Genomic DNA, 13274 nt, shown 5'->3' with positions numbered 1-13274 from the left:
CTAGCGGCAGAAAAGGTCTAGTTTCTGCCGTAAACCCTTGGGCGCTTGAATCGGTAAAACCCTTGCTGTTCTTCTTTCTCAAGTGTCGACGCTTCGTCACCAAAATAGCTAATTCTTAAACGATTGAGTTCTGTGTCGAGCTCTTCCCCCGTAAGACTATCTAGCAGTGCTTGCCTTTCACCCATATACTGATAACCCACTTGCCACCTGAGCTCGTTTTTTTCATCTTTTAGCGCCGCTTTTTCTACTTGTCGTTCGGTAAATCCGAGATCTCGGCGTATATTTGCAAGCTGCTGTGAGCGTTCATAAGGCGACATTTTTTCTAAGTCTTGCTGTACGGAATCAAGACTGAAGAATGTACTGGCTAACATGGCTGGGCTTAAGATGTTTCCTCCAACCTGCTCCGAGAAGTTGGTTTCGATCGTTGCTTTGAGTGCATATAAGCGCTGATTTATCTCCATATCGTAGGCATGGTTTAAGAGCTCGATGGACTTTTGCGTATCTGCCATTCTCTGTTCACGTTCGGCTAGCTCTGCAGACCAAATAATATCGGCATCCGAAGCAAAAAGCTCACGGCGTTTTGCCCAAATAGCCACTTGCTTTTGCTCGAAACTCATACCAAGCAGAGACTTCATCTCTGCCAGCAGCCAACTTTCGTATTCTTCCATTAGTGAGATATTGGAAAAAATAGACTCAGCATAGGTTGGGAAGGCTTGTCTTATGACTGAGCGGAATAGACTATCAGTATTATCCTGGTATTGTTGGCGCAGATATTGGCGAAAATCCTCTAGCCCTATTTGTATTTCCACATGCGAGATACTTTCGCCTAGTTCTTGGCGCAACTTTTGAGCTAACTCTTTTACCAGTTCAGTGTTATCAACATGGAGAGTCAGAGGACCATTTTCTTGCTGAAACTCTATAGATGGAATCATGACTTTTTCGGTCTCGGAGTCTGCCGAGTTTGGTATCGTTATAGGAAGGAACCAAACGCCTAAGACAGCTAAGGCACTAATAGTGTATACCCATACCCATTTGCTCATGAACTTTTCCTTATGATTTAAGGTACCTAACCCATGATAGTCATGGGTTAGGTACGGTCTTTGGTTTACAGCACGGCTTCAAGGTATGGCCAGATAAGCTGAGCTAGCTTTTGAGAGCCAGAGGTATTTGGGTGTATATTGTCAGGTAATACATCATTTGAATTGATTGCAGATCTAGGGTCGATAAACTGGCAGGATACGGTTGTATTGTTACATGCATCGGCAAGTCGTTCATCGCCATAATCGATGGCTTGGTGGAGATCTGTTTTTTCACCAGTCGTATAGTAGTAGCCTAAATAAATGACTTGTTGAACTTCATTCTGTTGCATTTGATTGAGAAGGCTTACAGTATCAACGTAGACGTCATCGACCAAACTGGTGCATTTTTCGCTAAGCTCTGATCGATACCAAGTGGTTTTGCACTCATAGGGATCAAAAATCATCGCTGGTAACAAGATGTCATTACCGCCGCCATCCATCACGATGATGTTGATATTTGAATCGTCGGTTTGCGCATCTTGATATTGCTCTACTACTGGCTTTGAGACAATACCTCCGGTAAGTTTGGCACCACTTAATGTGTAATCGCGAAATGTAGTATTGGCCATATCAGGCCCTTCAAGAAACTGCTGAAGTTCACCAGAAAGGTCGAAGATTGAATCTCCAAGTGTAATTACATCATTTCGCTCTGCATTTCTGACATAGGGGTTGCCAGCACAGGCAACAAGAGCACTACAAATTGTGATAGCAGCACTTTTTTTCAGTAAAGAGATAAAGCCAACTTTGTTGTTATTAATCGACGTCATGTTTCTACTCACTTATTAGTTATATTGAAGCACATCTAAGGTGCACTACTCAATTTAGCTGCCACAGGCCGTAAATTCAAAGTGTTGAATTTATTAATGATTTGTTGGTTTTTAGGTGAAAGTTATTTTTGTTACACATATTCCAATTATTTACTATGCACATTGATACTCTTGACGGTATATTTCATGTGAATAAAAAACAAAGAAGTATCATAATGAAAAAAACTTTTGCCCTATGTTGGCTACTGCTTGTCGGATGTGCCCAGAATGCTCCGTCTCAATCTCCTCCCATTCAACCGAATACTAACTGGTCTTCGGGAACTCTAGATAATGGTATGAAATACCACCTTTATCCTATGGATTCTAAAAAGGTATCTATGCAACTGTTGATCAGAGTTGGTTCGGGAGCAGAAAAACCTGATCAGCTAGGATATGCTCATTATGTTGAGCACCTTGCCTTTGAGGGAAGTGAAAACTTTACCTCCACAGAAATAGAGCGATTGATTGGTGAGACGGGCGCAGAGAGCGGTCATGGTGTCAATGCTTATACTAACTATTATCAGACCGCATATGAGCTTAATCTTCCGACTACAGAATCATTCGATACGGCGATGCTTTGGCTTAGAGATGTGGCAAGCCGAATCACTTTTTCGACTAAAGAAGTAGAGCAAGAAAAAAATATTCTGTTATCTGAAAATCGTCTTTATAACTACGATGTTCAGCCATTTATGGACCAATATTATGATTACCTAATAGAAGGTAGTGTTTATGAAAACATGTCCACAGGAGGTACTTCTGAGTCGATCACATCAGCAACCCCCCAAGCTCTTAAGGGCTTTTACGAAAAATGGTATCAACCACAAAACACTGAACTGATTATAGCGGGTAATATCGAACGATCTGAAGCCAAAGCTGCAGTTGAAAAGTTGTTTTCTGATTGGATAGGGACTAACTCAGAGCAAGCCCCTAAATTGCCACCTCTGAAAGCAAAAAAAGATGATTTTATCGCTAGGGTTGCCGATGGAGAACCTGCTTTATTGGGTTTAAGGTTTGATCGAGGTAGCAACCTAGTAACAAACCAAGAGCAGAATCTAAACAGCTATCTTGACGTCATCGTAGCAGAGCTCATAAATACGCGATTAGTGACGGTTTACGGCCAGAAAGCATTACCACTACAGGCAATTTATTCAGATGTTTATCCGTTGGAAAATCTCAGCATTTATGAAGCCATACTCGAATTTACTGAGCATGATAGAAACCTCGTACAGCCGCTATTTTTGACAACATTGGCTTCTTTAAGAGATCATGGTGTCAGTCCGTCAGAATTAGATTCAGTTATTGCTCGTTATCGGACCTATCTAGACCGCGCTGATGAAGACTGGGAAACTTTTTCTCCTGAAAGCTTCGTTTCCGAAAAAAATCGTGAGCGAATGACTGGTGAGCCCACTCAATCACGCAAAGACTATAAACTCAATCTTGAGCATGTGATTCAAAGTGCAGACATCAATACAGTCAATCAGCACTTAAACAATATGCTATCTTCTTCTTATGGGATGTTCGTTGGTATTGGATCTAATGAATCCATCGAGCATATTGAGCAATCGCTGCCAGAGTGGAAAAGCATGTATCGATTGACAGGAGTTGTAGACAAGCAAATTAATTTTGATGTGAATGGATTGGCTGAGGTTACGTCTTCTGAGCCACTGCCTAACTCAGTGGTATTTGACAATGGTGAAGAGCTTTGGACATTAGACAATGGCGTAGAAGTCCTGTTAGATCATGATGTGAAGGGCGATTTTGTTAATCTTGTTTATATGTCTGAGGGAGGCTTAACTTCCTTAGACAGAGATTTATTACCAGCCGCAGCGATATTGTTGCCTGTCATTGCTCGAAGTGGTATCGGTAACTTTGACGGCTCACAAATGAAAGCTTTTACACGTAAAAACGCGATTGATACACAAGGCTTTATCTATAGTACGGAGCATGGGTTTTCGATAAATGTGCCTCGAGAAAACCTTGACCAAGCACTTCAGTATTTATATACATTCATTGCATATCCCAAGTTTGATCCTAAGCAAGTTGAAGTGATTAAACGAGAGTTTGCGGATCAAGCACTCACCCATCTTAAATCTCCCCTTGGGCAGTGGTATGATGCGATGGCAACCAACACTTACGCTTCGAGTAGTACGTACTTCCCAATTTATGCGCAAGATTTTAATAAGGTAACAGTCGATCAAGTTCAGCAAGCATTTGAACACTTGTTCAGGCAGTCACGCAATAACAAATTGGTGGTTGTTGCCGATATAAAATCTGCTGATATTGCAGATTCAATAAATAACTACGTAGCAACTCTGCCGTTACAAGAAGCAAATCTAGCTTCACACCAGATCGACTTCAATCCTCGACCTGATGCAAGAATTAACCTTGCTATCAACAATGAACAAAAGGGCGGGTTTGTATTAAGAACACTCAATAAACAGGCAAGAGCGCAAAACCCTCGACTTGATATCATCGACCAGGTGATAGAGCATATATTGGCAAATCGTTTGTTTAGTTATGTCAGACAAGAGCTTAGCCTAGATTATGCCCCGGCTAGTTATTCAAATGCGGGCTTTAACCAAACTGTGACTGATTGGGTAATTGAATCTCAGGTAGCGGTGCAGGATTTACCAAAGGTAGAAAAGGCCGTAGACCGAGTGATAAATGAGTTGCGGGTATCAGTTACAGAATTAGAGTTACAGTCGGCTAAAAAGCAACTTTATATTAAATTGGAAGATATTACAGACAATGCAGATAGCACTGCTTGGTTGCGGGCGCTGTACATGGTAAACGATTTCGGTAAGGATGTATTGGTTGGTGCAAAAGGAGTCATATCTGACATTTCAGTTGATGAAGTTAGTGAACGAATTAACGAGTCTTTTGGTGAAAATTCAGAATCTTATAGGTATATCTTGAGTCCGTTAGATTAAGCAGATAAAGGATTTAAGTTAACTCAATATCAACAAAGCCCTTATGGTAAGCATAAGGGCTTTTTTGTGACTGCTAGTTAGAGACTTCTACTTCATAGGAAGTAAATTTACGAATATTGATGACGCCGGTGTCAAAAATCATATATTGCCCTTTGATACCCTCAAGCGTACCTGTTACTTGGGGATCTTTATCGAAGTTGTGCGATGTGATTTTACTAGGGTGTTTAAGAACTGGATAACCGATTGACGTGGTTGTGCCATCAAGCATTTCTATTGAATCTTCACCAAATTTTTGTCTGATTTCTTCTATTTTGGGTTCAATTAAAGGCAAAAGCTCAGAGAATTTTTGCTCTAGGGCTAAAGGTTCGCCATCTTGCTTGAGTAAGGTCCTCCAATTGGTTTTATCGGCAATATGTTTGGCGATCTCAACTTCAATGAGTCCGGATATATGACGGGTTTGGACTTTAAATATTGGCAGCCCTTGAGTAGCCCCCTGATCTATCCATCGAGTGGGGATTTGTGTATGTCGGGTAATACCGACTTTGACGCCTGAAGTATTAGACAGATAAACGTAGTGGTCGACCATACAGTTCTCTTCACCCCAAGAGGGTTCTCGGCAAGTACCTTGGCCATAGTGACATGTTTCTGGTTTCATTATGCACATATCACAGCTAGCGAGCTTTTTCATGCATACGAAACAATGGCCCTGTGAGTAACTTTTCTTCGTTTTCTTACCACAAGAACAACAAAATATATTGCCAGTATGGGTTAGAGTAAGAGTTTTGCCGATAAATGGCTTAAGATTTATAACTTGCTCACCCACAGGCAATTGATAGTGAACCTGTTCATCTAGTGAGGCACGCATTTTTTTTAATGTACCTTTCGCGATGGAAGACATAGACATTGCTCTTTATTTTAAGTGTAATTTCAGTTTATCTGATTGGAGTATTGAAAATAATTTCAGTCAAGCCAAAGAACTCAGGGGTAAGTATGCTGCTGCTCGTTTAGTTATTAAAGTTTTGAACCGCGTCATCCCCGTGTATAGGTTCTTTGGGACCAAGAAATTTGGGTCGTTCACGCATAATGTAAAGATCAAGAACGGCTTTTGCTCTGGCAAAAACCTCACGTAGCCTGATTTGGTATCCCGAGTGCGCGCTGGGTCCGGGAACGGCAAAACACTTAGCCTTGATATGATGAAAATTAGCGATGAACAGTGCGCGCTCGCAGTGAAATTTTTGGGTGATGATTAAGAAGTTATCAGTTTCGAAGATTTCTTTAGCTCGTACAATGGAGTCAAGAGTCCTAAAACCTGCGTAATCAAGAAAGATGCTCGATTCGGGAATGTCAGCTTTGAGCAAATCTCTCTTCATGGTCCAGGGTTCATTGTAGGAACGATGGGCGTTGTCACCACTAAGAAGAAAGCTGTCAACTTTCTCTCTTTTGTATAAGTCTATGGCTGCATCGATTCGATTACTGTAATAATCATTTAAAACCTTGCCTAGATACTTGCTGGTACCGAGTACAACAGCTACATCAAACTTACCAATTTCCTCTGAAACGCTGTAAAGCTGATCTCTGGTTTGATAAGAGACCCAGCGATCGATAGCAAAAAGTACTGCGGAGCCTAAAACCAAAATAATTGGCAAACACTTGAGCCCCTTTAGCAAGTATGCCAAATAATGGTCCGAGGGTTTAGGTTGATGGAAAAGCCTTCTCACTAAATTTGTCGATTCCGTTGTGCCCATGAGCCGATAAATATAAAGCATACAACAACAATAGAGAACATGATGCCTGTATCTAAGCTATGCAATGTCCGAGTTAGGTAAGGTGTTGCTTTTACAATAATTAAACCGTATCCAAATGCATTGATTAAAATAAAAGCTGCCGTTCGCATTAAGAAGTGCTGGTTACGAAGCACTCTTCTCAGTAAGGTGTTGATTTCACCGCCGAACACAACCAATAGGCAAGCTATCAGCGCAATGGATATTTCATTTAAGTAGGGCAGAAGGTATTGACCCGCAGGGGCAAAAAAGTCAAAAAACATCATATATAAAGGCCCCTGTTGCCAGGGGCTCGTACCATTAAGAATTTAGAATGAAGTGCGTTTGTACTTGCGGTATACAGGTTGCCAGAAGTGATGTTCGATGGATTCTTCCAATGCATCATCCGGAATCTCTAATGCGACACCTTCTTCTATGGCTTTTTTGGCCACCGCAAAGGCTATCTTCTTCGATACTGAATGAATGGCTTCTAGTGGTGGTAGTAGAGCGCCTTGGCCATTTACCGCCATTGGAGAACATTTTGCTAGTGCACGACTTGACTCCATCAGCATTTCGTCTGTAACGCGTTTTGCTTGCACAGACAGGACTCCCAAGCCAATGCCGGGGAATATATAGCTGTTGTTGCATTGGGCAATAGGGTAAGTTTTGCCTGCGTGGACTACGGGATCAAACGGACTTCCTGTGGCAACAAGTGCCTCACCATTCGTCCATTCAATAATATCGTGAGGAGTTGCTTCAACTCGACTGGTTGGATTTGAGAGCGGGAAAACAATTGGGCGAGGGCAGTGCTTATGCATTTCCTTGATAACATCCTCGCTAAACAAACCTGGCGCACCAGATACACCAATTAACACGGTTGGTTGTCCATTTCGAATAACATCTAGCAATGAGAACCCAGTTCCTTCAGCTTTCCATTTGTCGGTTACGCTGTGCTTTTGAACCAATCTTTGTTGGAAGTCGAGCAAATTAGGCATGCCTTCTTGCAACAGACCCCAGCGATCAACCATAAATACCTGAGATCGAGCCTGCTGATCTGAAATGCCTTCGGAAATCATTTGAGCTATGATGGCTTCTGCTATTCCACAACCAGCAGAACCCGCGCCGAGAAAAGTGATGCGCTGCTCTGAAAGCTTAGTTCCTGCCGCCTGGCAAGCTGCTAAGAGTGAACCTACAGTGACTGCTGCCGTGCCTTGAATATCATCGTTGAAACAGCAAATACGGTCTTTGTAGCGCTCCAATAAAGGCATCGCATTCTTTTGAGCGAAATCTTCAAACTGGATCAAAGCTTCGGGCCAGCGATGATGGACGGCTTGGATAAAATCTTCAACAAAGCCGTCATATTCTTCACCTGTGATGCGAGGGTGGCGCCAGCCCATATACATTGGGTCTGCAAGACGTTGTGGATTATTAGTACCTACATCCAACACGATAGGTAGTGTGTAGGCGGGACTGATACCACCACATGCAGTGTAAAGTGCCAGTTTACCTATTGGAATGCCCATGCCGCCTATACCCTGATCACCTAGACCTAAAATACGCTCACCATCAGTCACCACGATGACTTTTACATTATGGTTTGAGGCATTGTTTAGTAGGTCGTCGATTCTGTCACGATTAGCGTAGGAGATGAAGAGGCCTCGACCTCTGCGATAGATATTCGAAAAATTCTCACATGCCGCACCAACAGTAGGTGTGTATATGATCGGCATCATTTCAGATACATGATTTTGTAGTAGCCGATAGAATACAGTCTCGTTTGTATCTTGGATATTGCGCAGATAAATATGCTTGGCCATATCGCTTTCAAAATTTTGGTACTGTTGGTACGCTCGCTCCACCTGCTCCTGAATAGTTTCAGTCTTTTCCGGTAATAGGCCTTCTAGATTGAAAGACGCACGTTCTTCGGCGGTAAAGGCACTGCCTTTGTTGAGAAGCGGCGTACTGAGAAGAGCTGGACCAGCGTACGGAATGTATAAGGGGCGTTTATCGTTATTCATCACTTGCCTATAAAATGTAGGGTCTTAAGGAACGGGAACCAGAAAATGATAGGGATTACTAACCTTATTGTAAACCGAATATTCCTGCATTATGGACCAGAATAAGTATATACTTTCCACCTTTTTCAAGATCTCGATGCGCACTATGCTCAGCTTACCCATAGATACCCTTAAATCTGACTTTCTCAACCGTTTATCTACTCACAATATGATAGTAGAAGCCGAAACAGGCTCCGGCAAATCTACGAGGTTACCCGTTTGGGCTCAAACGAGAGGAAAAGTACTAGTAGTAGAGCCACGGCGCATAGCTTGTACGTCTCTTGCTCAGTATGTTGCAGAGCAGAAAAACGAGTCTGTCGGACAATCAGTGGGTTACTCCATTAAGCTCGAAAATTGCTCTACGGATGATAGTCAGATTATCTTTGTCACTCCAGGGGTTGCACTACGTTGGTTAGCTGAAAATAGGCTTTCTGATTTTGATATCGTTGTTGTGGATGAATTTCATGAACGTCGTTGGGATACTGATTTACTTGTTGCGCTGCTGAAAGAATACAATAGCCACCGGCTAGTTATTACCTCGGCAACAATTGAAGGACAGAAGCTGGCAAATTATCTGAATGCCGAGCGATTGCAGTCGACGGGAAGAAGTTACCAGGTGTCAATCGAATATCGAGGTGGCGATTCTCGCCAGCTTCCAGACGGCAGAAACCTAGAGTTGAGAGTAAAAAAAGAAGTCGAATATTTAATGGATTTAGATGGTGATATTCTGGTTTTTTTACCCGGTCGTAAGGAGATTGCTCAATGCCAAAGTGTGTTATCAAATATGTCGGATGTGATAGTCGCTCCGCTTCATGCGTCAGTAACCGATCAACAAAGAGATATTGCACTAACGCCTCAGAGCCGAAAAAAAGTGGTCTTAGCGACCAATGTTGCCGAAACGTCATTAACAATACCTAATGTTGTCGCAGTAATAGACTCGGGGTTGGAGCGCCGAACGGAGCAGAGAAATGGCAAGACCACCTTGTGTTTGAAGCATATTTCTAAAGCAAGTGCACGGCAACGTAGTGGTCGTGCAGGAAGAGTCATGGATGGATTATGTATAAGACTGTATGGCGAACACGCAGCACTAGTTGAAGTAACGCCACCAGAGCTTCATCGCGAAGCGCTCAGTGAGCCAATGCTTGCAGCCGCATGCTGTGGATACCGATTATCCGATTTGAGCTTTTTAGACTCGTTACCAGAGAAGTCGCTCCATCAAGCACATACCATGCTTGAAAAGATGGGCGCAATAGATTCGCAGGGGCACGCAACACAACATGGGCAGCGTTTGTATCCACTTCCGATTGATGCATTGTATGCCGATCTTGCTACTCGTATGCCAAAACGTAACCTTCAGGAAGCAATGGTGGATCTAACTTCTGTATTAGCAACACCTGGAACTCTATGTCGAATTTCTCCTGCTGAAGAATTACAGCAGCAGCTTGCTAACGAAGAGCCTTTGGGTAGTGATGGCCAGTTGATGATCCGAGTGTTAAGAGGAGAGACCTTTACTGGTGTGACTATTGACCACGAAGTGTTAAAGGAAGCTCAAAAGCTCGCTGAACAAATGAGAGTCGTGTTTGAGTTACCCAAACTTGAGGTTGCTTCTCGTTTTGACCATGAAGAATTCGTTGAGGCTATTGCAAAGTTACACCCAGAGCTTCTATTTGTGCGTCGTGAAAAGCGTCGAGATGCATTTTCTAACGGTCAAATGGAGATTACACTGGGCCGCAATAGTCGTCTACAAGACAGAGTAGAGGCTACTTTGGTTATGGATACTCATAGCTTACCGGGGCGAGGAGTAAAGCAGACACTTAATATTGCAACTCACACTCTACCGGTGAGGTTGGCCATATTTGAAAAGCTCAATATTGGCGAATGGGCAGAAGGTCATATTGTGTCACATGATGACCTGCCACATGTTGAAATGCAGTTGATGTATGCCGGACGTAGCGTTGCCACAAAAATCCAATTAGCGCAAGGAGAGGCTGCGAGCAAAATACTACTAGAAGCGGTTAAGCAGGAACAAGTACTACCTGGCTTTGCTAAACGACGAAATGAAGAGATTGAACACTGGAAATTGTATCAAGCTCTAGAAAATAAATCGTTATCGAAAGAAGTGGAAGATCTTAGTTTTGAGTCCTGGTTTTTAGGTCAGTTAGAGGAACTTGAGTTGACTGACCTATCGGATTTAGAACTGTTCAATGATGACGACTTCCCATTTGAGGGCGTTCCTGCGTGGGAATATGAAGATTTCGCATCTAAATTCCCATTTGAGCTCTTTATTGGTGATTTAAACTTAACCGTTGAATATTTTCCAAACAAGAAACTGGTTCATGTTAAATACCAATCTGGACTTCGCAAAAGTGATCCCAAAAGGTGGGAGCTACCGAGGTGGTCTGGCTGGCGGATACAATACAAGAAGGCGAGTAGAGTTGTTGATGTTCGCTAGTGGTGGCTTAGTTCGAAGTTGTTGTAAGAGAAGAAAAACGGGTTTTTCAATACTTGTGATTCTGTAAACAGACCATCAGCTTCAGTCAGTGGGCTATACTATCAACACAGATAAAGCTGACATGTTTTGGCAATGTCTTCTATCAAGTACATGGTGTGGTTAACTTGTGTTGTAGAGGTGCCCATGGATGACAAACTTTCTTTTACCAGACCTTCTGTGACATTTTGGTGGGCTCTATTTCTCCTTCCTACCCATGCCAACGCCAGTAACAACTTCAATTACAATTATCTCTATGCAGATTTGGCGGCGGGCTCTTTTAACGATGATCTTGGTACGAACAGCAGCGTGACGTCCTTGGCCGTTGGAGGGAAAAGGATTGTTGAAGATCAAATCCTTGCCACCATTGATTATGAGGCAAGGTTTATTCATCCCAATGACAACACAACAACTGAAAATTATAGTTTGCTTCCAGGTATGGCATTGAGCTATTCGCTGGAAGACAAGTGGGACATCATTGCTGGTGTAAAAATAGGCTACGTTTGGTCATCCAAGACCAATGACAAGACCGATGAAAAGCTCTTTAGCGATAATGATTTTATGTGGGGCTGCGGTATAAGTCTGAAGTACGAAGTAAACCAAGATTGGCAAATTTCATTAACAGGGGAGTTAAGACGTAGTGATGTTTTGGATGAGGATATTTTTAATATGCGTGCTGGCTACAAAATAAATGAAATGTTTGTTATTGCGGGGCTTTACACCCATAAGAATTATGGTGAGACGACAACGAATGAAATGGGTATTAGTCTGAAATACATGTATTGATTTGCCTCTTTCACGAGTAATGATAAAAGCCAGTTTAAGCTGGCTCTTATCATTATGTTTGTCTACAGAACAGCTGCTATTGCTTTACAAAGTGGCAGCATATTTGAACGAGTCATGCCTGCAACGCTGATACGCCCAGATCCGACAATATAAATGCCAAACTCGTCTTTGAGGCGAGTAACTTGCTCTTTTGTCAGACCAGAGAATGAGAACATACCATTTTGACGTTCAATGAAACTAAAGTCTGCACTTACTCCCTGTTCTTTGAGCGTTGTTACGAAAAGCTCTCGCATGTCCTGGATACGGTCGCGCATTTCTTTCACTTCAGCTTCCCACTCAGCACGTAGTTGTTCGTTATTGAGAATGTGGGTAACGACTGCACTGCCGTGAGCCGGAGGATTTGAATAGATTGAGCGTATGATTGCTTTCACTTGAGAGAATGCTGTTGTTGCAACGCTCTCTGATTCAGCGACGAGAGTGAAGGCACCAACACGCTCGTTATAAAGTCCAAAGTTTTTAGAGAATGAACTTGCGACTAAAATTTCTCTGTTATGTTTAGAGAAAATACGCAGCCCTTGGGCATCTTCTTCCACGCCTTTAGCAAAACCTTGATAGGCGAAGTCAAAGAGTGGTAGTAGCTGTTTAGAAGAAATGAGTTTAGCTAGGGCTTCCCACTCTTCTCTTGTAGGATCAATACCCGTCGGGTTGTGGCAACAACCATGTAAAAGAACAACATCACCTTTTTCTGCGCGTTCCAAATCTGCTAGCATGGCAGAGAAGTCTTTGTCTTTTGTTTGCGCATTGTAATAGCTATATTGGGCAGTCTCTAATCCAGCGGCGGTAAACACGGCATTATGATTGGCCCAAGTAGGATTACTGATCCAAATTTTCACGTCACCTAGCTGGCGTTTGATGAACTCAGCCGCGACGCGTAATGCGCCAGTACCACCGGGAGCTTGAGCTGTTTTGGCAAGCTTATTCGTTACGATATCAGCGTCACTACCGAATAAGAGTTTTTGTACTGCCAGACCATACTCAGCTGTCCCCTCAATAGTCAGATAAGACTTAGTCTTTTCGTTTTCTAGCAAAGCGGCTTCTGCTTTTTTGACTGTTGTTAGTACAGGAGTTTCACCTTGCTCATTTTTGTAGATACCGACACCGAGGTTAATTTTGTCTGCACGAGAGTCATTTTTGAACTCTTCTGTTAGTCCGAGAATTGGATCAGCAGGTGCAGCAGCGACTTTTTCAAACATAATGGTCATCCGTGTTAATCGAAGGAAGGGATAGTAATAGTGTGCTTATTTATACCTTATGTAGGCTTGTGGAAACAAGATTGGCGAGCAATAAAATGCATAATTCAACTAACTT

The 13274-nt window shown here is 42.6% G+C and carries 10 protein-coding genes; 3 read left to right on the top strand and 7 right to left on the bottom strand.

The features are described 5' to 3' along the window. Positions 1 to 17: 17 nt before the first annotated feature. Complete coding sequence (locus MHN79_RS05730; RefSeq protein WP_239172068.1) at positions 18 to 1040, bottom strand: hypothetical protein; 1023 nt, start codon at positions 1038 to 1040, stop codon at positions 18 to 20. A gap of 65 nt (positions 1041 to 1105) precedes the next feature. Further along, the gene (locus tag MHN79_RS05725; protein ID WP_239172067.1) at positions 1106 to 1846 is read right to left on the bottom strand and encodes an SGNH/GDSL hydrolase family protein; all 741 of its coding nucleotides are present in this window, start codon (positions 1844 to 1846) and stop codon (positions 1106 to 1108) included. A 215-nt stretch (positions 1847 to 2061) separates the two neighbouring features. On the opposite strand from MHN79_RS05725, the gene MHN79_RS05720 reads away from it, so the two are divergent. After that, a complete protein-coding gene (locus MHN79_RS05720) occupies positions 2062 to 4815 on the top strand; it encodes an insulinase family protein (protein WP_239172066.1) in 2754 nt (917 codons plus the stop codon). A 73-nt stretch (positions 4816 to 4888) separates the two neighbouring features. Here the strand turns inward: MHN79_RS05720 and MHN79_RS05715 are convergent, their stop codons facing one another. The 4 genes from MHN79_RS05715 to MHN79_RS05700 all read right to left on the bottom strand — a co-directional run bounded on the left by MHN79_RS05715 (position 4889) and on the right by MHN79_RS05700 (position 8593). Then, positions 4889 to 5713, bottom strand: a complete 825-nt coding sequence (locus MHN79_RS05715; protein WP_239172065.1) for a DUF2797 domain-containing protein — start codon at positions 5711 to 5713, stop codon at positions 4889 to 4891. A 106-nt stretch (positions 5714 to 5819) separates the two neighbouring features. Next, entirely contained in the window at positions 5820 to 6533 is a 714-nt protein-coding gene (locus MHN79_RS05710; protein ID WP_239172064.1) for an ElyC/SanA/YdcF family protein, read from the bottom strand. Continuing rightward, positions 6533 to 6862 carry a DUF3392 domain-containing protein gene (locus tag MHN79_RS05705; protein ID WP_114784624.1) on the bottom strand — a complete coding sequence of 110 codons (330 nt, stop codon included), beginning with the start codon at positions 6860 to 6862 and terminating at the stop codon, positions 6533 to 6535. The genes MHN79_RS05710 and MHN79_RS05705 overlap by 1 nt, the downstream gene beginning before the upstream one ends. A gap of 42 nt (positions 6863 to 6904) precedes the next feature. Further along, positions 6905 to 8593 carry an NAD-dependent malic enzyme gene (locus MHN79_RS05700; protein WP_239172063.1) on the bottom strand — a complete coding sequence of 563 codons (1689 nt, stop codon included), beginning with the start codon at positions 8591 to 8593 and terminating at the stop codon, positions 6905 to 6907. A 145-nt stretch (positions 8594 to 8738) separates the two neighbouring features. Here MHN79_RS05700 and MHN79_RS05695 point away from each other — a divergent pair, with 145 nt between their 5' ends. Together MHN79_RS05695 and MHN79_RS05690 are read left to right on the top strand one after the other, a co-directional pair. Continuing rightward, positions 8739 to 11084: a helicase-related protein gene (locus MHN79_RS05695; RefSeq protein ID WP_239172205.1), complete on the top strand. Its 2346-nt coding sequence runs from the start codon at positions 8739 to 8741 to the stop codon at positions 11082 to 11084. Positions 11085 to 11216: 132 nt separating this feature from the next. Then, the gene (locus MHN79_RS05690) at positions 11217 to 11906 is read left to right on the top strand and encodes an outer membrane beta-barrel protein (protein WP_239172062.1); all 690 of its coding nucleotides are present in this window, start codon (positions 11217 to 11219) and stop codon (positions 11904 to 11906) included. A 62-nt stretch (positions 11907 to 11968) separates the two neighbouring features. Here MHN79_RS05690 and MHN79_RS05685 read toward each other — a convergent pair whose 3' ends face one another. Beyond that, the gene (locus tag MHN79_RS05685) at positions 11969 to 13159 is read right to left on the bottom strand and encodes an amino acid aminotransferase (RefSeq protein WP_239172061.1); all 1191 of its coding nucleotides are present in this window, start codon (positions 13157 to 13159) and stop codon (positions 11969 to 11971) included. Between the last annotated feature and the right edge of the window lie 115 nt (positions 13160 to 13274).

Source organism: Vibrio sp. Of14-4 (assembly GCF_022347625.1).
GTDB classification, from domain to species: domain Bacteria; phylum Pseudomonadota; class Gammaproteobacteria; order Enterobacterales; family Vibrionaceae; genus Vibrio; species Vibrio pristinus.
This window is presented reverse-complemented; position numbering and strand designations above follow the sequence as displayed.

Coding starts and splice junctions, on each gene's coding strand:
- MHN79_RS05730 (WP_239172068.1), bottom strand. CDS start 1,040: ATGAGCAAATGGGTATGGGTATACACTATTAGTGCCTTAGCTGTCTTA.
- MHN79_RS05725 (WP_239172067.1), bottom strand. CDS start 1,846: ATGACGTCGATTAATAACAACAAAGTTGGCTTTATCTCTTTACTGAAA.
- MHN79_RS05720 (WP_239172066.1), top strand. CDS start 2,062: ATGAAAAAAACTTTTGCCCTATGTTGGCTACTGCTTGTCGGATGTGCC.
- MHN79_RS05715 (WP_239172065.1), bottom strand. CDS start 5,713: ATGTCTTCCATCGCGAAAGGTACATTAAAAAAAATGCGTGCCTCACTA.
- MHN79_RS05705 (WP_114784624.1), bottom strand. CDS start 6,862: ATGATGTTTTTTGACTTTTTTGCCCCTGCGGGTCAATACCTTCTGCCC.
- MHN79_RS05700 (WP_239172063.1), bottom strand. CDS start 8,593: ATGAATAACGATAAACGCCCCTTATACATTCCGTACGCTGGTCCAGCT.
- MHN79_RS05695 (WP_239172205.1), top strand. CDS start 8,739: ATGCTCAGCTTACCCATAGATACCCTTAAATCTGACTTTCTCAACCGT.
- MHN79_RS05690 (WP_239172062.1), top strand. CDS start 11,217: ATGTCTTCTATCAAGTACATGGTGTGGTTAACTTGTGTTGTAGAGGTG.
- MHN79_RS05685 (WP_239172061.1), bottom strand. CDS start 13,159: ATGTTTGAAAAAGTCGCTGCTGCACCTGCTGATCCAATTCTCGGACTA.